General features: G+C 31.7%; 26 protein-coding genes and 1 other annotated feature (1 of these 27 cut by a window edge). Of the genes, 15 read left to right on the top strand and 11 right to left on the bottom strand.

The features are described 5' to 3' along the window. Window positions 1-96 precede the first annotated feature (96 nt). The 3 genes from secA to E0K96_RS01875 are packed head-to-tail and all read left to right on the top strand — an operon-like array spanning window position 97 to window position 4,741. Complete coding sequence (gene secA, locus E0K96_RS01885; protein ID WP_168080764.1) at window positions 97-2,745, top strand: preprotein translocase subunit SecA; 2,649 nt, start codon at window positions 97-99, stop codon at window positions 2,743-2,745. Next, entirely contained in the window at window positions 2,745-3,854 is a 1,110-nt protein-coding gene (gene prfB / locus E0K96_RS01880; RefSeq protein ID WP_087304505.1) for a peptide chain release factor 2, read from the top strand. Before secA ends, prfB begins: the two co-directional genes overlap by 1 nt. Beyond that, complete coding sequence (locus E0K96_RS01875; protein ID WP_087244134.1) at window positions 3,854-4,741, top strand: YitT family protein; 888 nt, start codon at window positions 3,854-3,856, stop codon at window positions 4,739-4,741. Before prfB ends, E0K96_RS01875 begins: the two co-directional genes overlap by 1 nt. 70 nt (window positions 4,742-4,811) lie before the next feature. Here the strand turns inward: E0K96_RS01875 and E0K96_RS01870 are convergent, their stop codons facing one another. From E0K96_RS01870 to E0K96_RS01860, 3 genes are read right to left on the bottom strand one after another with little or no spacing between them, the layout of a single operon-like run. Next, on the bottom strand, window positions 4,812-5,231 hold the full coding sequence (locus E0K96_RS01870) for a DUF6120 family protein (protein ID WP_087244135.1): 420 nt from the start codon (window positions 5,229-5,231) through the stop codon (window positions 4,812-4,814). After that, complete coding sequence (locus E0K96_RS01865) at window positions 5,209-5,517, bottom strand: hypothetical protein (RefSeq protein WP_087244136.1); 309 nt, start codon at window positions 5,515-5,517, stop codon at window positions 5,209-5,211. Before E0K96_RS01865 ends, E0K96_RS01870 begins: the two co-directional genes overlap by 23 nt. A 5-nt stretch (window positions 5,518-5,522) precedes the next feature. Continuing rightward, window positions 5,523-6,377, bottom strand: a complete 855-nt coding sequence (locus E0K96_RS01860; protein ID WP_168080762.1) for a LysR family transcriptional regulator — start codon at window positions 6,375-6,377, stop codon at window positions 5,523-5,525. A gap of 107 nt (window positions 6,378-6,484) precedes the next feature. Between E0K96_RS01860 and E0K96_RS01855 the strand changes: the two genes are divergently transcribed. Together E0K96_RS01855 and E0K96_RS01850 are read left to right on the top strand one after the other, a co-directional pair. Continuing rightward, window positions 6,485-8,179: an ABC transporter ATP-binding protein gene (locus E0K96_RS01855; protein WP_370519848.1), complete on the top strand. Its 1,695-nt coding sequence runs from the start codon at window positions 6,485-6,487 to the stop codon at window positions 8,177-8,179. Then, window positions 8,180-9,916: an ABC transporter ATP-binding protein gene (locus E0K96_RS01850; protein WP_168080758.1), complete on the top strand. Its 1,737-nt coding sequence runs from the start codon at window positions 8,180-8,182 to the stop codon at window positions 9,914-9,916. 24 nt (window positions 9,917-9,940) lie between these two features. Here E0K96_RS01850 and E0K96_RS01845 read toward each other — a convergent pair whose 3' ends face one another. After that, a complete protein-coding gene (locus tag E0K96_RS01845; protein ID WP_087296804.1) occupies window positions 9,941-10,429 on the bottom strand; it encodes a hypothetical protein in 489 nt (162 codons plus the stop codon). 123 nt (window positions 10,430-10,552) lie between these two features. Here E0K96_RS01845 and E0K96_RS01840 point away from each other — a divergent pair, with 123 nt between their 5' ends. Then, on the top strand, window positions 10,553-11,281 hold the full coding sequence (locus E0K96_RS01840) for an acyl-[acyl-carrier-protein] thioesterase (RefSeq protein ID WP_168080756.1): 729 nt from the start codon (window positions 10,553-10,555) through the stop codon (window positions 11,279-11,281). 171 nt (window positions 11,282-11,452) lie between these two features. Here E0K96_RS01840 and E0K96_RS01835 read toward each other — a convergent pair whose 3' ends face one another. Next, window positions 11,453-12,805, bottom strand: coding sequence for an MATE family efflux transporter (locus E0K96_RS01835; protein WP_206080531.1), 1,353 nt, complete (start codon window positions 12,803-12,805; stop codon window positions 11,453-11,455). Window positions 12,806-12,889: 84 nt separating this feature from the next. Here E0K96_RS01835 and E0K96_RS01830 point away from each other — a divergent pair, with 84 nt between their 5' ends. Then, window positions 12,890-13,480 (top strand): hypothetical protein, encoded by a 591-nt coding sequence (locus E0K96_RS01830; protein WP_168080752.1) that lies wholly within the window; start codon window positions 12,890-12,892, stop codon window positions 13,478-13,480. On the opposite strand, the gene E0K96_RS01825 is transcribed toward E0K96_RS01830, so the two are convergent. Beyond that, on the bottom strand, window positions 13,471-14,376 hold the full coding sequence (locus E0K96_RS01825) for an RluA family pseudouridine synthase (RefSeq protein ID WP_168080750.1): 906 nt from the start codon (window positions 14,374-14,376) through the stop codon (window positions 13,471-13,473). The two genes, E0K96_RS01830 and E0K96_RS01825, sit on opposite strands and share 10 nt — an antisense overlap. Next, window positions 14,373-15,182 (bottom strand): methyltransferase domain-containing protein, encoded by an 810-nt coding sequence (locus tag E0K96_RS01820; RefSeq protein ID WP_087304493.1) that lies wholly within the window; start codon window positions 15,180-15,182, stop codon window positions 14,373-14,375. The genes E0K96_RS01825 and E0K96_RS01820 overlap by 4 nt, the downstream gene beginning before the upstream one ends. A gap of 161 nt (window positions 15,183-15,343) precedes the next feature. On the opposite strand from E0K96_RS01820, the gene E0K96_RS01815 reads away from it, so the two are divergent. Then, window positions 15,344-16,159, top strand: coding sequence for a MurR/RpiR family transcriptional regulator (locus E0K96_RS01815; protein WP_168080748.1), 816 nt, complete (start codon window positions 15,344-15,346; stop codon window positions 16,157-16,159). A gap of 28 nt (window positions 16,160-16,187) precedes the next feature. On the opposite strand, the gene E0K96_RS01810 is transcribed toward E0K96_RS01815, so the two are convergent. From E0K96_RS01810 to E0K96_RS01800, 3 genes are read right to left on the bottom strand one after another with little or no spacing between them, the layout of a single operon-like run. After that, complete coding sequence (locus tag E0K96_RS01810; RefSeq protein WP_168080746.1) at window positions 16,188-17,219, bottom strand: Gfo/Idh/MocA family oxidoreductase; 1,032 nt, start codon at window positions 17,217-17,219, stop codon at window positions 16,188-16,190. Further along, window positions 17,206-18,189 carry a Gfo/Idh/MocA family protein gene (locus E0K96_RS01805; protein WP_168080744.1) on the bottom strand — a complete coding sequence of 328 codons (984 nt, stop codon included), beginning with the start codon at window positions 18,187-18,189 and terminating at the stop codon, window positions 17,206-17,208. The genes E0K96_RS01810 and E0K96_RS01805 overlap by 14 nt, the downstream gene beginning before the upstream one ends. After that, window positions 18,186-18,632, bottom strand: coding sequence for a heme-binding protein (locus E0K96_RS01800; RefSeq protein WP_168080742.1), 447 nt, complete (start codon window positions 18,630-18,632; stop codon window positions 18,186-18,188). Before E0K96_RS01800 ends, E0K96_RS01805 begins: the two co-directional genes overlap by 4 nt. A 199-nt stretch (window positions 18,633-18,831) precedes the next feature. On the opposite strand from E0K96_RS01800, the gene E0K96_RS01795 reads away from it, so the two are divergent. The 7 genes from E0K96_RS01795 to E0K96_RS01765 all read left to right on the top strand — a co-directional run bounded on the left by E0K96_RS01795 (window position 18,832) and on the right by E0K96_RS01765 (window position 25,199). Then, window positions 18,832-19,104, top strand: a complete 273-nt coding sequence (locus E0K96_RS01795) for a hypothetical protein (RefSeq protein ID WP_087244150.1) — start codon at window positions 18,832-18,834, stop codon at window positions 19,102-19,104. Beyond that, window positions 19,105-20,214 carry a tetratricopeptide repeat protein gene (locus E0K96_RS01790; RefSeq protein ID WP_168080740.1) on the top strand — a complete coding sequence of 370 codons (1,110 nt, stop codon included), beginning with the start codon at window positions 19,105-19,107 and terminating at the stop codon, window positions 20,212-20,214. Then, window positions 20,201-20,941, top strand: coding sequence for a TrmH family RNA methyltransferase (locus tag E0K96_RS01785; RefSeq protein ID WP_129738438.1), 741 nt, complete (start codon window positions 20,201-20,203; stop codon window positions 20,939-20,941). The genes E0K96_RS01790 and E0K96_RS01785 overlap by 14 nt, the downstream gene beginning before the upstream one ends. Then, window positions 20,934-22,097 carry a MalY/PatB family protein gene (locus tag E0K96_RS01780; protein ID WP_168080738.1) on the top strand — a complete coding sequence of 388 codons (1,164 nt, stop codon included), beginning with the start codon at window positions 20,934-20,936 and terminating at the stop codon, window positions 22,095-22,097. The genes E0K96_RS01785 and E0K96_RS01780 overlap by 8 nt, the downstream gene beginning before the upstream one ends. Before the next feature lie 82 nt (window positions 22,098-22,179). Beyond that, window positions 22,180-23,046, top strand: coding sequence for a class II fructose-1,6-bisphosphate aldolase (gene fba / locus E0K96_RS01775; protein ID WP_168080736.1), 867 nt, complete (start codon window positions 22,180-22,182; stop codon window positions 23,044-23,046). 342 nt (window positions 23,047-23,388) lie between these two features. Continuing rightward, window positions 23,389-24,489, top strand: a complete 1,101-nt coding sequence (locus E0K96_RS01770) for an AfsR/SARP family transcriptional regulator (RefSeq protein ID WP_206080530.1) — start codon at window positions 23,389-23,391, stop codon at window positions 24,487-24,489. A gap of 152 nt (window positions 24,490-24,641) precedes the next feature. Then, the gene (locus tag E0K96_RS01765) at window positions 24,642-25,199 is read left to right on the top strand and encodes a hypothetical protein (protein WP_241146938.1); all 558 of its coding nucleotides are present in this window, start codon (window positions 24,642-24,644) and stop codon (window positions 25,197-25,199) included. Between the two features lie 39 nt (window positions 25,200-25,238). Here E0K96_RS01765 and trpS read toward each other — a convergent pair whose 3' ends face one another. Then, on the bottom strand, window positions 25,239-26,228 hold the full coding sequence (gene trpS, locus E0K96_RS01760) for a tryptophan--tRNA ligase (protein ID WP_087296789.1): 990 nt from the start codon (window positions 26,226-26,228) through the stop codon (window positions 25,239-25,241). Between the two features lie 36 nt (window positions 26,229-26,264). Further along, window positions 26,265-26,286 (bottom strand) — a binding site (T-box leader); it runs 178 nt beyond the window's last position.

Raw genomic sequence — 26,286 nt, 5'->3', positions numbered from 1 at the left:
TTTTGTTCATGAATTTTACATGATATTTACTTTGTTTTCTTAAGATTATATGCTATAATGTGAAATGTTTCAGTATGCATGAAAGGAGATTTATTCATGGCAAGTAAAAAACAAGAAATTAGAAAGCAATTAAAAAAGAAAGAAGCCAAAGAATTAGAAGAACTTGGATTGAATCCTAATGCCGAAATCGTGGATTTAAACGATGATTTAGGTGAAGATGTTGTTGTAGAAACATTTGATGATGTGGTGAAAAAACCATCACAACCGATTGAATTTAATACAACACCACAAAAGGAAAAGAAAGGTTTTTTAGGTTCTATCAAAAAGGCTTTTTCACAAGATAATAAAATATTAAAGAAGTTAGAAAAGCAGGCACTACAAATTATGGACTTAGAGCCTCGTTATCAGGCAATGAGTGATGAAGAATTGGCTCATCAGACTGATCTTTTTAAAGAACGTCTACAAAAAGGTGAAACTTTAGATGATTTATTAATTGAGGCTTTTGCGACTGTTCGTGAAGCTGCGTTTAGACGTTTAGGATTAAAAGCATTTAAAGTTCAGCTTATGGGAGCTATTTCACTTCATAATGGCGATATTGCAGAAATGAAAACTGGAGAAGGAAAAACATTAACATCTATTTTCCCAGTTTATTTAAATGCTTTAACTGGACAAGGTGTTCATGTTGTGACAGTTAATGATTATTTAGCTGAACGTGATAAAACAGACAATGGAAAAGTGTATGAATTTTTAGGTTTAACTGTTGGGTTAAATAAAAGAGAGTTATCTAAAGAAGAAAAACGTACACAACATGCTTGTGATATTACGTATACAACAAATGCTGAACTTGGATTTGATTATCTAAGAGATAATATGGTGACAAGATTAGAAGATAAAGTTCTTAGACCATTAAATTTTGCATTGGTTGATGAAGTTGACTCTATCTTAATTGATGAATCAAGAACACCATTGATTATTTCTGGTGGTAAGAAAAATACCGCAGCTTTATATATTCAAGCTGATAAGTTTGTCAAATCTTTACGTGAAGATAAAGATTATGAAGTTGATATTGAAAGTAAAACTGTTGCTTTAACTGCAGAAGGTATTTCTAAAGCAGAAAAAGCTTTTAAGATTAAGAATTTATATGATCCTGAGCATACAGCTTTGGTGCATCATATCAATCAGGCATTAAAAGCTAACTATACAATGAGTTTGAATGTAGAATATATGATTGCAACTGAAGATGGAAGCCATGATATCAGAAATGCCAGCATTATGATTATTGATCAGTTTACTGGTCGTGTGATGCCAGGTCGTGCATATAGTGATGGGTTGCATCAGGCACTTGAAGCTAAAGAAGGAGTTCCGATTAAAGAGGAAACAGTGACATTAGCGACAATTACTTATCAAAATTTCTTCCGTTTATTCAATAAATTAGCGGGGATGACAGGAACTGCAAAAACAGAAGAAGAAGAATTCAGAACAATCTACAATATGCGTGTTGTAGAAATTCCAACAAATAAACCAGTTATTAGAGATGATAAACCAGATTTGGTTTTCGCTAAACAGGCTGCTAAATATAAAGCTATTTGTGACGAAGTTGAAAAAAGACATAGTTATGGACAACCGATCTTATTAGGGACAGTTTCAGTAGAAACATCAGAATTATTAAGTAAGATGTTAAATAAACGTGGTATTAAACATAATGTCTTAAATGCGAAAAACCATGCGAAAGAAGCTTTGATTATTGAAAAAGCTGGAGTTATGGGAGCTGTAACTATCGCAACGAACATGGCTGGTCGTGGGACTGACATTAAACTTGGTGAAGGTGTTCCTGAAATTGGAGGATTAATGGTTATTGGAAGTGAAAGACATGAGTCTAGACGTATTGATAATCAGTTAAGAGGTCGTTCTGGTCGTCAGGGAGATCCTGGATGTTCATTGTTCTTTGTATCATTTGAAGATGAATTGATGCAAAGATTCGCAAATGAAAAGATGAAAGATAGAATGGGATCTTTCTTAGAAGATGAAGCGATTGAAAGTAAGATGGTCACAAAATCTATTGAAAATGCACAAAAACGTGTTGAAGGTCAGAACTTTGATATTCGTAAACAATTATTACAATATGATGATGTGATGCGTCAACAACGTGAAATTATGTACAAAGAACGTGATGATATTATGTCACAAACAGATTTAGGACCTATTGTAAGAGGTATGTTTGATCAGGCTGTAGAACATACAGTACGTCAATTTACAAAATATGATGGTAAAAAAGATAATGTGGATGTTGATGGAGCATTAAACTATATTTCTAAAAACTATATGTTATTAGCTACGTTAATAGCTAAAAATAAAGAAGCAGTACAACATGATGCAAAGAAATTATCAACAAGTTTATCTGAAGTGATTTATTTACAATATCAAAATAGATTTAATAAAGATTTACCAGCAGAAGTGAAATTGGATTATGAAAGAAGAGTTTTATTAGGGGTTATTGATCATACATGGATTAATCATATTGATGCTATGCAAAAATTAAGAAATGGTATTTATTTGCGTGCTTATGCCCAAAGAGATCCACTTCAAGAATATACTGAAGAAGCCTTCTACATGTTTGAAGAAATGACAAAATCAATTTCTCAAGATATTACACGAAATATTGTTCATATGGGTATTGCACCTGGTAGTGAACAGGAAAAACAAATTCCAGCTGTTCAGATAGAATTGGAGTTTAAAGCAGATTAATGGAATTATATGAAATGAAGAATGGGCTTGAAAAAGCCCGTTCTTTACTCAATGAACTCTTTATTTCGATTGATATTGATGGTTTAAAAAGAGAAATTGAAGGTTTAACAGTTCAAACAATGGATGAAAACTTCTGGAATGATCAAGACCATGCTAGAAAAATATATGATCAATTAAATGAAATGAAAAAGAAAGCTGATACATATGATCATTTAATAACAGCTTTAGATGAATTAGAAGAAACTTATCAATATGTCAAAGAGAGTGATGATGAAGACTTTAAAGCTGTTTTGGATGAAGATTATTTAACATTTGAAAAAGAAATGGATGATTTTGAAAAAACGCTTTTATTTTCAGGTGAATATGATCATCATAATGCGTTATTGGAAATTCATCCAGGTGCTGGAGGAACAGAATCACAGGATTGGGCATCCATGTTGATGCGTATGTATCAAAGATATGCTGATAAAAAAGGTTGGAAAATTGAAGTCCTTGATTACTTGGATGGAGAAGAAGCGGGATTGAAGTCAGTCAGTTTGCGTATTGTGGGATATAATGCCTATGGACATCTAAAAGCTGAAAAAGGTGTTCATCGTCTGGTGCGTATTTCGCCATTTGATGCGTCAAAACGTCGTCATACATCATTTGCTTCTGTGGATGTCATGCCAGAATTTGATAATGATATTGAAATTGAGATTGATCCTCATGATATCCGTATTGATACCTATCGTGCTTCGGGAGCTGGAGGACAGCACATTAATAAAACAGATTCAGCAATTCGTATTACGCACTTACCAACAAACATTGTGGTAACTTGTCAATCACAGCGTTCACAGATTCAAAACCGTGAACAGGCTATGATTATGTTGAAATCTAAATTATATCAGCTCATGTTAGAAAAACAGGCTTCTGAGCTTAATGAAATTAAAGGGGAACAAAAGGCTATCGAGTGGGGAAGTCAGATTCGTTCTTATGTTTTACATCCATATTCTATGGTCAAAGATAATCGTAGTGGTTATGAATCTAATAATCCTAAAGCTATTTTAGATGGGGATTTGGATGAATGCATTTATGCCTATTTAAAATCAATGGTAAAGGAGGATGACTAATGCATCAGGCAAAACATCTTGTACGTGATACATTGCTTGTGTTATTAGGCAATTTAATTCTGGCTTTTGGTGTCGCTGTATTTGCTGTTCCATCTAACTTAATTGTTGCAGGAGCAACAGGGATTGCTTTGATTATTTGTGAATTTATTCCAGTCAATTATGCAACTGTTGTATTTGTCATTAATATGGTGATGTTATTGCTTGGATTTATTGTTTTGGGTAAGAAGTTTGCTGCTGGAACAATACTAAGTTCTTTGATTTTTCCATTCTTTTTAGCAATGTTTGAAGCCATTCCACAACTTCAGCATTTAACTTCAGATATGTTATTATCAGCCATCTATGCTGGATTATTTACTGGACTGGGATGTGGCATTGTATTTAGAGTAGGGTATAGTACAGGAGGAATGGATATACCACCTATTATTATGAATAAAAAACTTCATATTTCACTTGGAGTCTGTGTTTATTTATTTGATGTTGTTGTTTTACTGGGACAATCATTCTTTACGAGCTTTGAAGGTATTTTATATGGAATTATCACAGTCTTTATTACAGCTATTGTATTAGATAAAGTGACAATCTTTGGAGAAAGAAATCTTCAGGTACTTGTGATTTCTGCTCATCATGAAGAAATTGCTGAAGCTATCTTTAAAGAAATAGATCGTGGTTGTACTTTTGTCAATGTCACAACAGGATATTTCCATGATCAGCAAAAAGCAGTATTATGTGTTGTCAATAACAGAGAATATCCTGTTATTAATGATTTGGTTATGGAAATTGATCCAACTGCATTTATTATTGGTAGTGAAATACATAGTGTTAAAGGTAGAGGATTTACATTACCTAATATTGATTTAGATAAACAAATAAGAGATCATGTTTCTTAATGAAAGTCATTGACAAATCAATGGCTTTTTTTGTGTTCCAATGATATGAAATAAAAAAATATCCCAGTATTTATTCATACATGGGGATATCACCATAGTCATAGATAATTTCCTCCTGATAAAGAGGATAGCTTTCTATATAATTTTGATAATAAAGATAAGTTGTATAAAGGACATAGATAATACATGCCATTATTAAAGGAACAAGAATGATAGAAGCATATTGAAGAATTTTACGAGATTTCATATGTGTAATAGCATAATGATGATCGTAGTGATGATAAAAATCAATAACAATATCTTCAGGTAGTCCAAAATGGTATATATAGTCCTGATAGGAACAATCAGGATATTGTCGCTCATATTCATGTAATCTTGTTTTGAAGAATGTGAGAAACTTTTTTTCTTGAACATTGTGTAATGGAAATGTTGTATATAATTGATGATAATATTTTTTAGTATTTTTATTATTGAATTTTTGTTTTTTCATTTTGTAATAATGCCTCCATAGACTGATGAATATTTTGATATTCTCTTTTTAATGTTGTATATCTGACAAGACCAGGATCTTCAATATGATAGAAAACAATGTTTTCTAATGAATAGCTTGAAATAAGATGTGTATCTTGAAGAAAGAAAAGAGAAATAAGAATATCTCCTTCAATAATTTGAAAGTGTTTATTTAAAATCTGATAAATGTGTTCACCAGAAAAATCTTGTTGTTTCAATAGATGTAAAATCATAATTTCAAATTGTGGGAATTGAGATAGCTGCATAAATATTATCCTTTCTGCTGATTCGCAAATAATTCAATAAGTGTCTGCAAAGACGCATTTAAGACTTCATGAGGACGTGTGATTAATGTTAAATCTGTTTTTAAAACTTCATCTTCAAGGATCACATGGTTCAGTTTGGAGTCTGGATAGAAAGTAAGGATATTTTGAGGCACAATCGCAATACCCAAACCAGCTTGAGCCCATTGTAAAGATGTCCTTGAATCATCACATGTAATTTTAATATAAGGATGAAAATGAAGATTCAGGCAATAATCAGTAATAAGTGATAAATAACGCTGATGAATAATTAATGGTTTATTTTGATAGTCTGACATATGTGTCATGTTGGAATGTAAAAGTTCAGGAATACCAACGGCGACCATAGGATCCTTTAAAAACGCCTGACAATGCAGTTGGCTTTGATCAAAAGGGGTACGCACAATACCTAAATCAATATGATGTGTCATTAATAAGTCTATGATTTCATAAGTACTTCCTTCATAGATGCGAAAAGAAACATGGGCTAGATTTTGATTTTGAGCTAAACAACTTGGAAGAATATTGGAATTAGAAGATGTGATCCCAATTCTTAAAACTTCATTTTGCATATCCTGGATTTCATGAAATGTCATCTCATTTAAAGAAATCATCTGCAAGCTTCTTTTATAAAGGACTTTTCCAGCTTGAGTCAATTCTATTTTTCGATGTCCACGTTTTATTAAAGTCACACCGAGTTCTTCTTCTAATTGTTTCAGTTGCATAGATAAAGGGGGTTGTGCCATATGTAAAGTTTTCGCTGCTCTAGAAATTGTTCCTTCTTCTACAATTGTTTTAAAATAAATCATCTGTTTAATATCCATTGAATCACCATATCCTAAAAGTATACCAATTATATTTTATATATATTATACATATAATACAATTTTCGTTATAATAAATCAAGAAAAGGAATGATAAAAGCATGTGGATGAAATATTTAAAACCGTATCGTAAAGAAGCTGTTATGGGTTTCTTCTTTAAATTGATAGAAGCTTTTTTTGAATTGATTGTACCTATTGTTGTGGCAGATATTATTGATTATGGAATCTTACATCAAGATCAACAATACATTTTACAGCGTGGCCTTTTATTATTGGCATTAGCTTTATTAGGATATGCTTGTGCTTTGGTGTGTCAGTATTTTGCTTCAAAAACATCTCAGGGATTTGGAACTTATTTAAGAAATGATATGTTTAAAGCGATTCATGCTTATGATTATGAAGATATAGATGAAATTGGAATTCCATCATTAATGACACGTATCACTAATGACACGAATCAATTACAGTTGGCAGTTGCGATGACGATTCGTTTGGCATCACGTTCACCATTTTTAATTTTAGGTTCATTAGTCATGGCTTTTCGTATTTCAGTACCGATTGCTTTGATTTTTATTTGTGCAGCACCAATACTCGCTTTAGCGATATATGGAGTGATGTCAAAATCCCTGCCTCTTTATTTAAAAATTCAAAAACAACTGGATCATGTATCATTGATTTGCCGTGAGAATTTAGCAGGTATTCGTGTGATTCGCGCTTTTTCTAAACAAAAACAAGAAAAAGAACGTTTTCAACAGGCAACTCAAAGACAAAAAGATATGCAAATACAGGTTGGAAAACTTTCTGCACTTTTAAATCCAAGTACCAGTGTGATTGTCAACTGTGCTATTTTGGTCATTTTGTATGCAGGTGGTTTACAGGTCAATGCGGGATATTTAACTCAGGGAGAAGTGATAGCATTAATCAATTACATGAATCAAATTCTATTATCAATGTTTGCGTTTGCTAATGTGATAGTCATTTATAATAAAGCAACAGCTTGTTATAAACGTGTACAGGAAGTTTTAGCTATTCAACCAGCTATTCAGGATGGAAAATGTCTTATTGATAATCAAGAAGGTCCATTGGTGACATTTGATCATGTCAGTTTTTCATATCAGGGGAGCCATGCATTGCATGATATATCTTTTTCTATTCATCAAGGAGAAACAATTGGAATCATTGGCGGGACTGGTTCAGGAAAATCAACTCTCATCCATCTGATTCCTCGTTTCTATGAAGCGACGCAAGGACAAATTTATATCAAGAACAGACCTATTCAAGATTATTCTTTATTTTCTTTAAGACAGATGATTGGTTTGGTTCCACAACAGGCTACGCTCTTTACAGGAACGATTAAAGAAAATATCTGTTTGGCTAAAGAAAATGCTAGCGATGATGAAGTCAAACAGGCCTTGCATTTGGCACAGGCATCATTTGTAGATGAGTGGAAAGATGGCATTTATAGTCATATTACACAAGGTGGACATAATCTTTCTGGTGGTCAAAAACAACGTTTAACGATTGCTAGAGCATTGGTGAGAAATCCTGAACTTCTTATATTAGATGATAGTGCCAGTGCATTGGATTTTGCGACTGATGCTGCTTTAAGAAAAGCCATTGCCACACTTCCTCAAACAACAATTATTGTTTCTCAACGTGTCAGTGCAATTATGCATGCTGATAAGATTCTTGTTTTGAGTCATGGAGAATTAGTGGGAATGGGAAAACATGATGAGTTGATGAAAACTTGTGAAATATATCAACAAATTGTCACATCACAAATGTCTAAGGAGGTGGCATAAATGGATATCAAAACAATGAAGCGTTTATTATCATTTTGTCGCCCGTATATGAAATATTTATATTGTGCTTTATTATGTTCATCAGGACAGATTGTTTTTACATTGTTGACACCTGTTTTTATTGGACAGGCTGTTGATCATATTATTGGACAGGGACTTGTGGCGTTTGATTTGTTATTTCAAAAAATGATTTGGATATTGGGAAGTGTTCTGATTGCGGAAATTTTTGATTGGCTGGTAGTGAGATTATCTAATCGTATGACATATGCGATTACAAAAGATTTACGTGATCAATTATTTGAAAAATATGAAACATTGCCTTTAAGTTATATTGATAGTCATGCTCATGGTGATCTGTTAAGTCGTATGGTTAATGATATAGATTTAATTGGTGATGGTCTTTTACAGGGATTTACACATTTATTTAATGGGATTGCGACTATTATTGGAACGATTTGTTTTATGTTATATATTCAAACAACAGTTGCATTGATTGTGATTGTTTTAACACCTTTATCATTGGTTGTAGCAACAATTATTGCCAATAAGACATATAAGTATTTTCAAGAACAGCTGTCTTTAAGAGGAGAACTTGGTGCTTATGTAGAAGAAATGATTGGTGGTGTTAAAGTTGTCAAGGCTTATGGCTATGAACAAACAAATCAGGAGCGCTTTGAAGAAATCAATCAGCGTGTTTATGTCAGTGGTGTTAAATCACAGTTTTTAGGAGCTTTAGCCAATCCGAGCACGAGAGTTGTCAACAATATTGTTTATGCCAGTGTCTGTATTGCAGGATCTTTATATGTGATTGGTGGCTCTATGAGTGTTGGAGCTTTATCAAGTTTTTTAAGTTATGCCAATCAGTATACAAAACCTTTTAATGAAATTTCTAATGTCTTTACCGAATTACAAACAGCATTGGCTTGTGCTTCAAGAGTTTTTCATTTATTAGATATAGATTCAAGTCCTAAACAGGGTTCAACGAAAACACTTTCGCATATTCAGGGACATGTCCAGATTCAACACCTCAGTTTTTCTTATCGAGATGATGAACCATTGATTGAAGATTTCAATGTGGAAGCAAAACCAGGGCAAACTATTGCAATTGTAGGACCAACAGGATGTGGAAAAACAACTTTCATTAATTTATTAATGAAATTTTATCAGCCACAACATGGTCAAATATGCATTGATGGCATTGATATTCAGGATATGAGCAGTGATTATGTCAGAAGTCTATATGGAATGGTTTTACAAGATTCTTGGTTATTTCAAGGGAGTATTAGGGATAATATTGCTTATGGAAAAAAAGAGGCAACTGATCAGGAAATTATAGAAGCAGCCCAAAAAGCTCATGCACATAAATTTATTATTCAGTTAAAAGATGGCTATGATACAATGATTAGCGAAGAAGGTGGAAATCTATCACAAGGGCAAAAACAGCTATTATGCATTGCGCGTATTATGTTAGTTAAACCACCAATGTTGATTTTAGATGAAGCGACAAGTTCAATTGATACACGTACTGAAAAGCAAATTCAAGAAGCGTTTGATTTAATGATGGAAGGACGTACAACCTTTATTGTTGCACATCGTTTATCAACTATCCAAAAAGCTGATCAGATTCTTGTTATGAATCATGGACAAATTATTGAACAGGGAAAACATGAAGAGTTATTGAAAAAGAATGGCTTTTATCATCATTTATATTATAGTCAGTTTGAAATACAAAAATAAAAACACGAGCTTCGTGTTTTTATTTTATCGAGAAATCATTTTTCTTAATTTTGTCTTATCAACAAAACGTGTTGGGAAACTATAATCTTTTTGAGCATAAACAAATGTAACTTTATTGTTATAAGTGAAATTCACTTTTTTCAGTTTACGATAATCTATCAGCATTCTTCCTACCATTAAGTTTTTACGACCTACTAACACAATTGTTGAAAGAAAATAAGCATAAACAACTGTTAATAGTGCTGCTGCATTTAATCCATTATGGAAAAATGATGAACGAGAAGTGATGATTCCATATACAACAGCAATAATACCACCAATAACAGCAATCAAATAAATGATAGTTAAAATCACATAAAAAATAAGACCACCAGTATTTAAACAAAGCTGTAAAGAATGATCTTGTTTACGACAACGAAAAAACGTAACAATAATGTTAGCGATAGAATATGTAAACCAAAGAAAAATAATTATTAAAACAAACGATAGAACTAATGAAAAAATTTCCTGCATAAACTAAACTTCCTTTCATACTTCTCTATTATACATATAATTTTGCTTTTCGCCTAGAAAAAAATGAAAATATGTGAAATCTTTATGAATTTTTATTATAATAGACACTAGGGAAGTGAAAATATGGAAGATTTAAAGAGTTATGAAACACGTGTTATTGAAATTAATGAAGTTGATGATATGGGAGAATATTTCTTTCATCATCTTTTAAATCGTTTTGCTCAAATTGCAACAGAGAGCGCTATGAAGTTAGGTGTATGGAATTATGATATGATGTCAAAATATGGATGGGTTGTGGCTAAACAGTATCTTCATTTAGATGAACCTATTCATTATCAAGATTGTATTGAATTATCAACAACGATTTCTAAAGGAACATATGTGAGTTTTCCAAGATATTATTATATTAAAAAAGATAATCGTCTGATTGGCACATGTTCTTCTGTTTGGACATTATTAGATATTCAAAAAAGAAGAATGGTTTCACCACAAAAAATAGGGATTACCTTTCCAGAAGCGCCTTTGGAGCATTTATTAGAATTACCACCAGCTATTCAAAAAGATATAGAATTCCAATATATGACAGAAAGAAAAGTTCTATATAGTGATGTTGATATTAATCAGCATATGAACAATACACGCTATGTTGAGTGGGCATTGGATTTAATTGATTTTGATAAACATCATCAGTGTTTTATCAGTGATTTGAATATTCAATATCGTAAAGAAATTAGACCATTGGAAAAAGTCAAACTTTTTATGGCTGAAAATGGTCATCGTTATATTGTTGAAGGAAGAAATCAGGAAGATGAGGTTTATTTTACAATAGAAATTTATTTTCATGATAGATAATTTTCATAATATGAAAACATTTTTATAAAATTTATGATATGATAAGCATGTCCCAAATATCTATAATCGTATTCGTTTTCCCGTAAGAATACAAATAGGAAATAAGTTGCTTTATAGCAACTTTTTCTTTTTTACAAAACAAAAAGAATAAAATATGATTTATGATGTCTTTTATAGTGATTTTTCCAGCCATTGACCACGTTGTTGACGATAGAGAAGCAATAAACCTCTGACACATAATTCAATACACATAGCCAGCCAGACACCATGTAATCCCATAGTTTGAACAAAAAGAACGGATAGAGATAAACGAACACCCCAAATACTCAAAAGATTGAGTAAGCTTGGTATAAGTGTATCTCCAGCTCCACGCAAGGCACCAGAAGCTACAATGGAAACACCATAGAGTGGTTCGGCAAAAAGTTCAATTCGTAAAACTTCTGTAGCCAGCTGTTGGGTCTGCACATCTGGAGTTAAGATTTGAAAAACAAATGGTGAAATGACAAACATAACAATTGCAATGATTCCCATGATGATAGCGCCAAAGTCAACAGTTAAATTGGAAAAGGACTTTGCAAGTTCTTTTCTTTGAGCACCCATGCATTGACCAACTAATGTGGTTGCGGCAGCTTCCAGTCCATATCCAGGCATATAACATAAGCTTTCAGCAGTGATTGCAAAGGAATGAGCAGCAATTGCAATTGTTCCTAAAGGGGCAATAATCTTTGTAGACATCACCATGGCACCACAAATGGCTATATGTTCAAAAGCTAAAGGTGTTCCAATCTGAAAAGCATTTTTCAATGTTTCTTTTTCAAGATAGAACTTTTCATGGTTTTGAAACTTTAAAAGAGAAGAATGACAAGTTGTATACCAGAGATTGATAAAACAGACTGTTAACTGGGCAAGCGCTGTTCCAATGGCTGCTCCCACAACACCAAAGTAATGAATGAAAATAAGATTATAAATCACATCTAATCCACACATGGAAGCATTGAGTAAACTCGGTATTTTCATATTACCACTACATTGTAACATGGAACTGCATAAACTATTTAATTGTAAAATAGGTAAACTTAATGTGAAAACAAGAAAATAGGCAGAAGCATTATCAAAAATAGCTGGATCAGCACCTAACCATGTTAATAAACTTTGATTTACAAGCACACCGATGATTAATAATATACAAGAAAAAATGAGGGATGTGATAAGCGCAGTTTTGAAAGTACGACGTGCTTTTTCATATTGACTTGCACCAATGAGTTGTGCCACCTGAACCGCAAAACTGGTTGCCATAGCACTACATAGACCACTTAAAAGCCAACTGCTGGTTGATACAATTCCAATTGAAGCTGAAGCATCAGGACCGAGATGTCCAACCATCGCAGCATCAATATATTGCATCAAAATAGAAGAAATTTGTGATAAAATCGTAGGAATACTTAATTGAATGATAATATTGATTTTTTGTTTATTTGAAAGTACAGATTGATTTTTAATGATTTCAGTGAAATTTGTTGCCAAAAAAATCCCTCCCATCTTTAAGACATTGGAATCATTATACAATATTTTGTGGGTATGTTACAATAATGTCAAGGAGGATCAAGTATGAAAAAAGAATTGGATATGATTCATATTTATGAAAACGGTCAATGTATTGGCTATGGTGGTAACCAGGACTGGTTTTTAGATGATTGGGCCAAAAAGGCTGGTTGTGCCAGTGTTTTAGCAAGTCATCTTTATACATATTATTTATCTATCACACAAATGTCAAAGTCAGAATTTTTAGAAATTATGAATCAGATGTTTCAACGCTTTACTCCAGGAAGAATGGGTTATCCATTTTTATATAAATTTGCAAGAACATTTTGTCAGATGATGCAAGAAAAGCAGGTGTTCTTGAAACCTGTTTACATGAAACAGCCTAAAAGTTATTGGCAGGCTATGAACTTTGTTGAAAAGAGTATAGATGAAGGTAATCCAGTAAGCTTACTGATTTTATCTCATCAGGCCAAAGAACTTGAAGATGATAATTGGCATTGGGTTTGTATCACAGGGTATAAACATAGTCGTGATGGAGAATGGATTGTGTTTTCTGATTGTGGTATACGTCGTGAAATAGATGCTCATATCTTGTTTGATATAAATGAAAAGAATGTTATAAAAATGGTCAGTATGAAAAAGAATCCTCAAAATTGAGGACCCATTTTTTTTATAAGTTTCAACATATCTGATGGGGGTTGACAAGTCAAGGTCAGTTTTTCTTTGGTAATAGGATGAATGCATTCTATTTGATAAGCGTGCAACGCCTGATGATTCAACAGAGCAGAAGAGTGACCATAAAGATGATCTGATAAAATAGGATGTCCAATAGCAGACATATGGACTCTAATCTGGTGTTTTCTGCCACTATCTAAAACACATTCTATCAAAGAAAGATGATTCTTGCTGGAAAGACAACGATAATGTGTACATGCCTTTTTACCATGAGGATGCACAATCATACGTTGTTGATGGTGACGGTCTTTACCAATCGGTTTATCAATGGTATGCCATTGATGATCATGAAAAGTCCCCTCAACAATAGCCAAATAATGACGATGAATGTCTTTCATAGACAATTGATAATCTAATAAAGGCTGTACAAATGCACATTTCACAAAAATCATTAATCCACTTGTTTCATAATCTAAACGATGAATAAAACGAACGGGAAGATTATAACCCTGTTGATGATAATAGCCACTGACACGGTGCGCCAAAGAATTTGTATCATCTGGTTTAGCTGGAAAGACTTGAAGAAAAGGTGGTTTATTCACAATCAATAAAAACTCATCTTCATAAACAATATTTAAATCTTCATATACGGGTGGATACATCCCATCATCTTCTTGAAAAGCTTTGAATGTCAATTGATCACCTTTGACTAATACTGTTGAAGGTGAAACATAACGATTGTTGACAAGGTATGATTTATTTTGTTTCATAAGATGAATTGTTTTTTTAGATAAATGAAACTGTTGAAATAAATCAATGATGGATATAGGTGAATCAATAAAGAGTGTTAAATAAGAGTGACGAATCTGATATTTCATGAGACTTGATAAACTGTTATACGAATATCAATAGTCACATCAAATTCACCTAAAGTATCTAAAACATGACGACGTTCTTTTTTAATATGATAATAATGGGGTGTCATTTGTAAAAGATTGAGTGTATCTTCTTTTGTCTGTAAATGAATGGTCTGTTTATAATCATAACTTTCAACAACTGAAAAAGGTAAACGTATATGTTGATCAGATTTGATTTTAATTTCATCATAAATCAGTTCTTTGAATTCCACAAGATGATAAGGATTAGCTGTAACATGAATGATATAGCCATTTTTCTTTAGACAGCGTTCTATTTCCTGTGCATTAACAACCGTAAATAAAGCTGTTATAACATCCAAAGAATGATCATCAATAGGAATGTTTTTAGAATTACCTACAATCCAATAAATATCTTTGGTATATTTTGTAGCCATTTGAATACCAATTTTAGAAATATCTAAGCCATAAATTGTTGAATCGTCATTTAATAGTTCTTTGATACGATATGTATAGTAGCCTTCACCACATCCTAAATCTAATAATTGACGTGGAGAAGATGTATATTTTGTTAGACAGTGCATAACTTCATTTAAAATACCATCATAATAGCCTTTATTTAAATGATGTTGACGACATAGAAGACTTTCTTTATTATCACCAGGATTATTTGTGGCTTTATCTGGATTTAATAAGAGATTGATATATTTTTGTTTCGCAATATCATAACAATGACCATTTTGACAACGATAACTTTTACCATCGAGAATAAGTGGTTCATGGCATTTGGGACAAGCAAGATGATGCATAAACTTCCTCCTTTTTTGTGCATTATATCATGTTTATATATATTTGAAAATACAAAGCGTCTTAAGAATGTATGCGAATGAATAAAACATGTTTATTATTTTGAAAGGACTTATCAAAAAGAAAAGAGGCATGTTATAATGGGAAAAAGGGAGTGAAAGCTATGAATATCATTGATTTGTTAGACAATGAAACTTTATTTACAAAAAATGAATTAGAGATTGTCCATTACATCAAAGAAAATCCACAGGCTGTCATCAACATGACGATTAAAGAATTAGCACAGGTAACTTTTTCTTCGAACGCAAGTATTATTAGACTATGTAGAAAACTAGGCTATAAAGGCTTTCGTGATTTTAAAATAGACTTTATGCGTTATATGGAGTCTTTAAAATATGTCAGGCAGGATATTGATTTTTCATTTCCTTTTCAAAGTGATGAACCGACCTGGCAGATTATTAATAGCTTAGCGCGTGTTTATAAGGAAAGTATTGACTTGATTAATAGTCAGTTAGATATAGATGAACTCGAAAAAATTGTGGATTTACTTGATCGTAGTCAAAGAGTCTTTATTTATGCGACTGGAGATTCCAAGATTACTGCTATGGGTTTTACTAATAAACTCATCAAAATAGGAAAATTCTTTTATATCGCAACAGAAAATAAAGAAGAAGTTTCTTTTTCTAAGGCTGCTACACCTCAAGATGTGGCCTTATTTATCACTTATTCTAAGCAGGATGTTTATCGTGAATCGCTCAGAATATTATTATATAATCATGTGCCTATCATCACAATCACCTCTAATCATGATGATATTCTATTTAAATACAGTCACTATCATATATTGATTCCTCATAAAGAAAAAAATGAAAAAATAGCTACATTTTATTCGCAGATATCTTTTCAATATGTTTTGAGTATTCTTTATTCCTTGTTGTATAAAAAGCAAAAAAAGTCTATAGACAATAGACAATCATAAAAAGAGATTTCACAATAGGAAATCTCTTTTATTTTAAATTTTGAACTCCTTTTTCTAACATTTCCATTTGTAAAAGGGTTTGTTCATGTGTAATAATTTGCGGTTTTCCATTGACTATACAATCATAGATACCATCATAAACTCTCGCATAATCACCATCAACACTAGGAACTTTTTCTTCGTGATATTGACCTTGATCATCTACATATGTTAATACACCATAATGTGCAGGAGTATCCTTTCCAAAATCTTCATGATCAGGCATATAGAATAATTTCAGATGTTCTTCCTGACGATCTTTTGTTTGCTTGACAAACATTCCTTTTTTTCCATAAACAATGAAACTTGGTCTTTCTTTGATTCTAAAATAACTTGATTTGACAGAAACTTTTAAAGTCCCATAATAAAGGTCCAAATCAAAATAATCATTCATTCTTCCTTCACCAAGCAATTGTCTGACATCATAATGAACATGATCAGGTCGACCAAAATAAGAAATCACTTGATCTAAAGTATGACATCCATGACCATATAAGTAAGAATGGGCTGGATCAAAGTGATCAACATTTTCTGGAACTTCAGGACGATAATAATCAAAATGCATTTCTAATTCTAATAAATCACCTAATTTTCCACTTTCAATGACTTTTTGAACAGTTAAAAAATCACTGTCATAACGTCTATTTTGATATGCAGAACAATATAATCCTTTTTGATTCGCTAAATCAAAGATTTCTTTTGCCTGTTTTGAATTTTCCATAAATGGTTTTTCTACTAAACAGTGTTTACCTGCTTCTAGTACCATTTTGGCATAATTGTAATGAAAATGATGTGTTGTACACACAACAATCATATCAATATCAGGATCTTGTAGTAATGCATTGACATCTTCACAATATTCTACACCATCAATGGCCTTCCATATATCATGACGAACGTGAATATCAAAAATCTTTTTAATCATAAATTTGTTTTGTCTTTGTAAAACAAATGGAATATGGTAACGATTGGCACTTTTCCCATTTCCAATATAACCTAATACTAATTTATTGTTGATCATTGTCAAAAATAACTCCTTCCTGTTGTCTACCTTTTTCCATAACTTGAGCAACCTGTAAACTTAATTCTATCATGGCTTGTGCTTTTTCAAAATCTTTTTCATTAATGATTCTGATAAATTCTTCAAATTCATAATATAAACGATGCTGATCTTGAGGGAATTCATATTTTGTCTGATGTCCTTTATTATCAATGAATGTATATTCAGTGATCTGATTCATAGGTTTATCAATCACAATAACGCCCTGATCTCCCTGAAGAGTTGAAGTAATAGGCGCTTTACAGTCTTTAGCTCCAATAGAAATCGCTTTTAAATGAGGATACTCTAAAACCATAATACCACTTGTATCAATACCTTTTTCAATATTAGCAAAGTAATGCTGATTTTCAGGCTGTCCCATTAACCCTATAATAGCATGTAAGTTATAAACATTTAAATCCATTAAAGCACCACCGGCTTTATGATAATCAAAAGCAGGTAAAATACGACCTTCTTTAAAAGCGTCATAACGTGATGAATATTGACTATAATTAAAGTTTAAGATTTTGATTTGTCCTAATTTGGATAAATGTGTTTTTAAAGATTGATAGGCTGGTAAATAATGAATATTCATAGCTTCTAAAGTGATGACATGATGTTCATGACTTAAATCAATTAAATCTTGTAATTCATGCGCATTGGCACAAATTGGTTTTTCGATAATCACATGCTTTCCTTTTAATATCGCTTTTTTCGCAAAACTATAATGCAAATGATTAGGTAATGCTATATAGACTGTATCAATATCACTGTCTAATAATTGATCATAGTCATAAAAGATTTGATCTAAGTGATACTTTTGACATAATTCTTCAGCTTCTTGTTGAGTTTGTGTCGTTGCCAGTAAATATGTTTTTTCAATATCGAACTTTGAGTAAGTTGTCATTAAATCTTTGACAATCATTCCGGTTCCTAAAATTCCTAATTTCATGATTGCTCCTTCTTTCTTTTTAATTTTTGTAGACAATGGACGATGATTTGATGATCTTGATCATGTTCTAATCCTGAAACAATACAACATCCTATTCTTTGATTTTGGACCATTAATGGAAAACCACCACCACATATCGCAAACTGGGAATCTTGGAGATAATGATCATATTGATGCGTTTGTTCATTCTGTGTCCAGATATAATATGAGGAATGACCAAATGTTTCAACTGTTTTTTGTTTACGATTCAGCCATTCATCACCTGTTTTTCCATTCATCAGGTATTGAAAAACAATATCATGATGCAAAACAATACGGATACGAATGTTTTTGAGATGATCTTGTTTGACTTTTTCAACAAGCATCTGTCCTAAAATATAGGCATCTTCATGATCGAAAGACTGAAAAGATAAGTCCTTTTCTAATTGTAATAAATCATCCATATTTTCACCTCAATGAAATTATCTCATAAAATCTAAAAAAGGGAAATTATTTATAGAATTTTGAAAATAAAGTTCATGATTTATATGGATAATGAAAAAAAGTTGAACTTTTTTATCAAAATGATGAAAATCAAAAAAGGGCTTTATTTTTTTAAGAAATCAAGTAGAATAATGTTAAGAGTGATGAAAGGAGAAGTTTATGGGATTATTTAAAAAGAAAAAAACGGTCATTGATTATGATGCCATGTTTAAAGAACAATATAAGTCTATTAATCAAATCACACAACAGGCTCATAATGAATTGGATTATGTGATTAAAGAATCTTTATATGAAGTGATTGTAGAAAAATATAATGAATTGATTGATTTTATTGATCAGGGTGCTCATTTTGATAAAGCACATTTTGAAGCACTACGAGACAATGCGAAAAAAGAATTACAATCAATTCATCAGATTAATCAAAGTGAATAAATGAATATTCAGATTATTGAAAAGGTTATAGATGTCTTTAATCGCTATGGAGATGGATTAAGGTTTCAGATTGAACGTTTTGAGGAAGTTTTAAATGATGAAGCACCAGATATGATGGATGAATGTTATTTGGTTGTTTTAGGAATGAAATTGGGTGTTTTTGAAGCTATTATATTTGATGAGGATTTTGAAATCTCTCGATATGTTCGCTATTTATGTGAATTTGCTTCATTAAGTGAGGAAGAAGCTTTATTTATGGTGAGTGTATTTTCTCAAGTGATTGATGAAATAGGTTATTATTTTGAAATACCTGATGTTGAAGAATTTTTAAAAACAGCTTATCAACAAAATAATGATTCACATCTCTATGTTCTGGCAAGAACTTATTTTTTAGGTTTTGGAATCAAACAGGATTATGAGAAAGCTTTTGAAATCTTTTCTTATTTATATCAGCGTGGATATCATGAATGTTGTTATTATATCGGTTATATGTATGAACATGGATATGGTGTTGAACAGGATATTGCACAGGCATTCAATTACTACAAACAAAATGTTGACAGCTTATCAGCTTTAAGGTTGGGGCTGTTTTATATGTATGGACGCTATGTGACTCAAGATGATCAAAAAGCAATCCAGTATTTATCACAAAGTCAACAAAAAGAAGCATATCTTTATAAAGGAATTTTATTAGAAAAACAGAGAGAATATTCTGAAGCTTTTCAATCTTATTTATTAGGAGCAAAGCATTTTCAAAAAGAATGTATGTATAAGGTTGGACTGTTATTGAAGTTAGGTATAGGTGTGGATTTGGATTTGAAAGAAGCCATGCATTATTTTATATATGGATATTATCTGCTGCAGGAAGATTGTGCCTATGAACTGGCTATGATTTACTTTGATGGTATTGTTGTGGATAAAAATCAAAAGAAAGCATTAGATTATTTACATCAGTCAGCACGATTAAATAGTTATGATGCTTGCTTATTGTTAAGCCAATTATATGAACTTGGACGTTATGTAGAAAAGAATCATCGCTTTGCTTTGTCTTATTATCAGCAGGCACAAATCATCAGGAAGGAAAAAGAAGGAGAATATGAAATTATATAAAAAAGGAAATGATCAGTCTTATACTTTAGGTGTTTTTCCAACGATTGAACTGTTAAAACATAGACCACAGGATGTCGTCAGAGTGGTTGTTCATTCATCCATTCATCAAAATAGGGGATATCCTATGATTCAAGAGTTATGCCAACAATATCATATTCCGATTGATGTACATGATCGTACGATTGAAAAATTAAGTCCTAAAAATAATTGTTATGCGATTGGCGTTTTTAAAATCTATACATCCCCCTTACAACAGGCTCATCATGTTGTTTTGGAACATCCCATGGATATGGGAAATATGGGAACAATTATGCGTACAATGTTAGGATTTGGATATAAAAACTTAGCTATTATTAAACCAGCTGTTGATATTTTTGATCCTAAAGTCATTAGAGCATCAATGGGAGCCATCTTTCATTTGAATGTTGCTTACTATGACTCATTTGAAGAATATTATCATGCATTTTCTGATCATGAGTTCTATCCTTTTATGTTGAAAGGGGCTAAAAATATTCATCAGGTTCATTCTCATCAATATCATAGTTTGGTTTTTGGTAATGAAAGTCATGGTTTGGATGATACATATTTAAATTATGGTCAAAGTGTTTTTATTCCTCATCATGAGGAAATTGATTCATTAAATTTGTCAATGGCATTAGGAATAGCATTATTTCATTTTTCAAAAGCAGAATTTGAAGGAAAAGAGGTATTAAGAGAAGATGTATGATTTTGATAAAGTGATTGAAAGAAAAGGAACAAACAGTGTGAAATATGATGGTGAAAAAATGCAAGATTCACATATGATTCCAATGTGGGTAGCAGATATGGACTTTGAAACTCTTCCAGAAGTCAAAGAAGCTTTGGTTAAGCGTGCCAGTCATGGCGTTTTTGGATATGCTACACCAACTGAAAGTTATTATCAGTCTGTCGTTAACTGGATGAAGACACGCCATCATTTTGATATTCAAAAAGAATGGATTGTCACAACTTCAGGTGTTGTAGGTGCTTTAAAATTAGCGGTAAGAGCCTATACACAAAAAGGTGATGCCATTATGGTTATGAAACCTGTTTATTATCCTTTTGATGCATCTATCAATTTAAATGAAAGAATGGTTGTAGAATGCCCACTTGTATTTCAGGATGATCATTATGAATGTGATTTTGAAGTGTTTGAAAAACAGATCGTTGATCATGATGTCAAGATGTTTATCTTATGTAATCCACATAATCCCATTGGTAAAGTCTGGACACGTGATGAATTGTATCAGATAGGTAAAATTTGTCAAAAACATCATGTTTATGTGATTAGTGATGAAATTCATATGGACTTTATTTATGAGGGAAATGAACATGTTCCTTTCTATAATGTAGATCCATCATTTGCTGAATTCAGTATTATTTGTACAGCACCATCTAAAACATTTAACTTAGCGGCTCTACAGACATCTAATATTATTATTAAAAATGAAGATCTACGTGAAAAATTTCAAAAAGAAAAAAATGCTTCAGGTATGAGTGATCCTAATATTTTTGGATTAGAAGCCTGTGAAGCAGCTTATACATATGGAGCTCAGTGGGTTGATGAATTGGTAGATTATTTATCTGGAAATATAGCTTATATGAAAGAATTCTTTGCTGAAAGACTACCAGAAATTAAGGTGATTGATCCACAGGGATTGTATCTTGTTTGGGTAGATATGCGAAGCTTAGGTATGAATAAAGATGAATTAGAAACATTTATGTTGGAAAAAGCACATTTATGGCTGGATGAAGGTTATATCTTTGGAACAGGTGGAGAAGGATTTGAAAGATTTAATGTCGCTTGTCCACGTTCAACATTAAAACAAGCTTTAGAACAATTAGAAAAAGCAATAAAAGAATGATAAAAAAGAGAATATTTATGGAAATTTTCATAAAATCAGTGTATGATATATGTGTAAAGAAAATGTAAAGGAGATTTGAATTATGGGATTAGTTTCAGCTAAAGAAATGCTTGATAAAGCAAAAGCAGGTCACTATGCTGTTGGTCAATTTAATATCAACAACTTAGAATGGACTAAATCAATTTTATTAACTGCGGAAGAATTAAAAGCACCAGTTATTTTAGGAGTTTCTGAAGGAGCTGCTAAATACATGACTGGATATAAAACAGTTTCTGCAATGGTGAAAGCAATGGTTGAATCTTTAAATATTACTGTACCAGTTGCTTTACACTTAGATCATGGTAGTTATGAAGGAGCTAAAGCTGCATTAGAAGCTGGTTTCTCTTCAATTATGTTTGATGGTTCTCATTATGGAATCGAAGAAAACATTGAAAAAACAAAAGAAATCGTAGCTTTATGTCATTCAAAAGGTGTATCAGTTGAAGCAGAAGTTGGTTCAATTGGTGGAGAAGAAGACGGAGTTGTCGGTAAAGGTGAAGTTGCTGACCCTAAAGAATGTAAAATGATTGCTGATTTAGGTGTAGATTTCTTAGCAGCAGGTATTGGAAATATTCATGGTAAATATCCTGCTAACTGGGAAGGTTTAGATTTTGATGCATTAGATGCTATTCAACAAGAAACAGGAACTTTACCATTAGTATTACATGGTGGTACAGGAATTCCTGCTGATATGATTAAAAAAGCTATCACATTAGGAGTTTCTAAAATCAACGTTAATACTGAATGTCAATTATATTTCCAAGAAGCTACTCGTAAATATATTGAAGCTGGTAAAGATTTAGAAGGTAAAGGATTCGATCCTCGTAAATTATTAGCTCCAGGTGCTGAAGCTATTAAAACTTGTGTTAAAGAAAAAATGGAATTATTCGGATGCATTGGTAAAGCTTAATTTCATGTGAAGCAAAGTCAACTCATTGAGTTGGCTTTTTTCTGTATAAAAATACATATTCATTCATCTTTGATTATATGTAAAAGTGATTATTTTTTAGAACATTTCATAGAAAAAATAACAAAAAAAGACATCAACTTTGTCAAAAATGTAAGCGCTTGTTTGAATTGTGTTATTATATTCTAAAATTCTTGTCAAATTTAAAGAAAACTATTAAAATAAAAATGAAAACACAGATTATATAGGGAGCGTGGTTATATGTCGATGAACGATTATGTTAATATAACAATGTTTCGTAAATTTTCGTTTTCATATCATAATTGCACAATTGATAGTGACACGATGAAATCTGAAAAACTTGTGAAATTATTTGCTTATCTCCTATCTCATTATCAGCGAACAGTGCCTTCTAATGAACTGATTGAAATGTTATGGTATTTAGATGATATTGATAATCCTATAGGAGCATTAAAAAATTTAATATATAGATTAAGAGCCTTATTAAAAAAAGAGTTTGGATTTACAGACTTTATTATAACTGGAAAAGGATCGTATGCGATTAATTCGGCATATCATTTAAGAATAGATACAGTTGAATTTGAAAAGTATAAAAAATATTTAAGAGATTCTTCAAAACCAGAATATTTTGAAAAGTTTCTTAATGAATATACAGGGAAGTATTTGGTAGAAATTAAAGAAGATCATAATACTTTATCTAAACGTGTTTATTACCATTCACTTTATATGGATAAGGTTGTTGAATATGCAAAACTGTTGGAAGATAAACAGGATTATGAGAAGATGGAAACAATAGCTAAATGTGCTATTGAGATTGATAATTTAGAAGAGTCTATTTATGAAATCTGGATTCGTTCTTTATATTTTCAACAGCAGTATAAAAAAGCAAAAGAGATATATAAAGCAACAACTGATTTATTGTATCAGACTTTGGGTGTTAAGCCATCTGAATCAATGCTGAAATTATATGAGATGATTAAAAAAGAAAGTCATGATGAAGATTTAGATATTATGGAAATTCAACAGGAACTTTCACGTGATGAAGCTTATGGTGCTTTTCTTTGTGAATATGGAACATTTAGAGAAATATATACTATGCAATCAAGAATGATGGGAAGATTGGGAATTTGTTCTCAGTTATGTTTAATCACAATTCTTGATCATTCACAGATTGAGGATCAACATTCCCAAAAAGCCATTGAAAGAATGATGACGAAAGTACAGGATGCTTTACTCAGTGGACTTCGTATTGGTGATGTTGTATCCAGGTTAAATGTGAATCAGTTTGTTGTTCTTTTGCCTGCATGTCATAATGACGATGCCAAAAGTGTTATGAATAGAGTTTTACGTAAAATAAAATATTCATTGAATCATACAACATTAACGATTGATTTCATGGTTGGAGAAATCATGCCAAAGCAATAAAGCGTGACAAATAAATGAAACAACATATATTGACATACCCATTTTAGACTTACTGCAACAGTGAGTCTTTTTCTTTTTATGATGATTATAGAATGGTCTTTTTAGGTATAATAAACATATGATACATTACAGGGGGGTTGAATATTTTGTTAGTGAATTTTGTTTATGATGATGAAGAATTATTAGAACCATATGAGTGGCAGGATGATGATTCTTATGAAGAAATAGAAAATGCGCCTCTTTATCATGTTTCAACAAAACAGTTACATGATTTTTTATATGCGAAATTTTATCAATTCAGTGGAACAGATGGTATTTTTATTGTTGGTGATGGTCATTATTGCTTTGTTGTGGATATTAAAAATCATACAATTGTACGTAGAGGAACTTTTTCATGGCAACAAAGACAACAGATTAATGACATATTAAAACAAGAACCGATAACTTTTTTTCAATATCAGATCAAAGATGAAGCTTATGATAAAGAATTTGGTTTGACAAGAAATGAGCGTTTAAAGAAAATGTGTCTAGAAGAAGTTATTGATGAGATTTTTGTGGTCCGTTATGATGTCTTTTTAGAAATATGCCAACAATTTCATATTGAGGGAGAAAATCCCAGTGAAAAATATTTGGCTTTAAAACATAAGATTGAAAAAGGATATACATCCTTGCATGAATTATTGTATAAAGAATTGGTTCAAAAAGGTTAAAAAGCAAACTTCATATCCATAAGAAGTTTGCTTTCTGTTTTATTTCTTTTTAATTGTAATTCCAATTTTTCTTTCCACTTTGGCTAGTTTTTTTCTTGCAATGATGCGTGCTTTCTTGGCACCTTCTTCTAAAATATCATCTAAATAAGAACCACTCATAATTTCATGATAACGATTTTGTATCTTCTCAAGTTCTTCTCCTAAAACTTCAGCTAAATCATTTTTAAATTCTCCATATCCTTTACCATCATATTGTTTTTCAAGATCTTCAATAGGACGATTTGCTAATATTGAATAAATTTCCAATAAGTTAGAAATACCTGGTTTATTTTCAGGATCATAATGAATATGACCATCGCTATCTGTCACGGCAGATTTGATTTTCTTTTTAGAAATATTGATATCGTCTAAGATATAAATGGTTCCTTTTCCTAGTTCATCAGATTTGGACATCTTCTTTGTAGGATTTTGTAAATCCATTATACGTCCACCTACTTTAGTCACTAATGGTTCTGGAATTTTGAAAGTTTCGCTATAACGTGAATTAAATCTTTCAGCAATATCACGACATAATTCTACGTGTTGTTTCTGATCTTCACCAACCGGTACAAAATCAGGATCATACATTAAAATATCAGCATTCATTAATGAAGGATAATTAAATATACCAGCACCAATGACTTCATTTTTGGCTTTCTTATCTTTGTATTGTGTCATACGTGAAAGTTCTCCCATAGACACCATACATCCTAAATACCAACCAAGTTGAGCATGTTCTAAAACATCTGACTGTAAAAATAAAGTCACTTTTTCAGGATCTAATCCAGCAGCAATATACAATGCAATTAAATCTTTTGTGTTTTTACGTAAATCAGCAGGCTTTTGATAAATAGTCATAGAATGAAGATTAGCAATAAAAATAAACATTTCATATTCATCCTGATAAGAAACAAAAGGTTTGATAGCTCCAATATAATTACCTAAAGTCACACGACCAGTTGGTTTGATTCCACTTAACATTCTTTTCATCATAACGACCTCCTTTAAAATAAAAAAACGTCCTTAAAAAAGGACGTATAAATACGCG

It is taken from the genome of Massilimicrobiota sp. SW1139 (genome assembly GCF_012027715.1).
GTDB classification, from domain to species: Bacteria; Bacillota_I; Bacilli_A; order Erysipelotrichales; family Coprobacillaceae; genus Allocoprobacillus; species Allocoprobacillus merdigallinarum.
The sequence above is the reverse complement of the archived record's forward strand: the minus strand, read 5'-3'. Positions and strand labels throughout refer to the sequence as shown.

Bases quoted from the DNA above. Each gene is read 5' to 3' on its own strand.
- E0K96_RS01825 (WP_168080750.1), bottom strand. From the start codon at position 14,376: ATGAAATATCAGATTCGTCACTCTTATTTAACACTCTTTATTGATTCA.
- trpS (WP_087296789.1), bottom strand. From the start codon at position 26,228: ATGAAAAGAATGTTAAGTGGAATCAAACCAACTGGTCGTGTGACTTTA.
- E0K96_RS01815 (WP_168080748.1), top strand. From the start codon at position 15,344: ATGAATATCATTGATTTGTTAGACAATGAAACTTTATTTACAAAAAAT.
- E0K96_RS01845 (WP_087296804.1), bottom strand. From the start codon at position 10,429: ATGCAGGAAATTTTTTCATTAGTTCTATCGTTTGTTTTAATAATTATT.
- E0K96_RS01870 (WP_087244135.1), bottom strand. From the start codon at position 5,231: ATGAAAAAACAAAAATTCAATAATAAAAATACTAAAAAATATTATCAT.
- secA (WP_168080764.1), top strand. From the start codon at position 97: ATGGCAAGTAAAAAACAAGAAATTAGAAAGCAATTAAAAAAGAAAGAA.
- E0K96_RS01865 (WP_087244136.1), bottom strand. From the start codon at position 5,517: ATGCAGCTATCTCAATTCCCACAATTTGAAATTATGATTTTACATCTA.
- E0K96_RS01790 (WP_168080740.1), top strand. From the start codon at position 19,105: ATGAATATTCAGATTATTGAAAAGGTTATAGATGTCTTTAATCGCTAT.
- E0K96_RS01805 (WP_168080744.1), bottom strand. From the start codon at position 18,189: ATGAAATTAGGAATTTTAGGAACCGGAATGATTGTCAAAGATTTAATG.
- E0K96_RS01800 (WP_168080742.1), bottom strand. From the start codon at position 18,632: ATGGATGATTTATTACAATTAGAAAAGGACTTATCTTTTCAGTCTTTC.
- E0K96_RS01850 (WP_168080758.1), top strand. From the start codon at position 8,180: ATGGATATCAAAACAATGAAGCGTTTATTATCATTTTGTCGCCCGTAT.
- E0K96_RS01770 (WP_206080530.1), top strand. From the start codon at position 23,389: ATGAAATCTGAAAAACTTGTGAAATTATTTGCTTATCTCCTATCTCAT.
- E0K96_RS01780 (WP_168080738.1), top strand. From the start codon at position 20,934: ATGTATGATTTTGATAAAGTGATTGAAAGAAAAGGAACAAACAGTGTG.
- E0K96_RS01810 (WP_168080746.1), bottom strand. From the start codon at position 17,219: ATGATCAACAATAAATTAGTATTAGGTTATATTGGAAATGGGAAAAGT.
- prfB (WP_087304505.1), top strand. From the start codon at position 2,745: ATGGAATTATATGAAATGAAGAATGGGCTTGAAAAAGCCCGTTCTTTA.
- E0K96_RS01875 (WP_087244134.1), top strand. From the start codon at position 3,854: ATGCATCAGGCAAAACATCTTGTACGTGATACATTGCTTGTGTTATTA.
- E0K96_RS01830 (WP_168080752.1), top strand. From the start codon at position 12,890: ATGAAAAAAGAATTGGATATGATTCATATTTATGAAAACGGTCAATGT.
- E0K96_RS01785 (WP_129738438.1), top strand. From the start codon at position 20,201: ATGAAATTATATAAAAAAGGAAATGATCAGTCTTATACTTTAGGTGTT.
- E0K96_RS01840 (WP_168080756.1), top strand. From the start codon at position 10,553: ATGGAAGATTTAAAGAGTTATGAAACACGTGTTATTGAAATTAATGAA.
- E0K96_RS01820 (WP_087304493.1), bottom strand. From the start codon at position 15,182: ATGCATCATCTTGCTTGTCCCAAATGCCATGAACCACTTATTCTCGAT.
- E0K96_RS01855 (WP_370519848.1), top strand. From the start codon at position 6,485: ATGAAATATTTAAAACCGTATCGTAAAGAAGCTGTTATGGGTTTCTTC.
- E0K96_RS01860 (WP_168080762.1), bottom strand. From the start codon at position 6,377: ATGGATATTAAACAGATGATTTATTTTAAAACAATTGTAGAAGAAGGA.
- fba (WP_168080736.1), top strand. From the start codon at position 22,180: ATGGGATTAGTTTCAGCTAAAGAAATGCTTGATAAAGCAAAAGCAGGT.
- E0K96_RS01795 (WP_087244150.1), top strand. From the start codon at position 18,832: ATGGGATTATTTAAAAAGAAAAAAACGGTCATTGATTATGATGCCATG.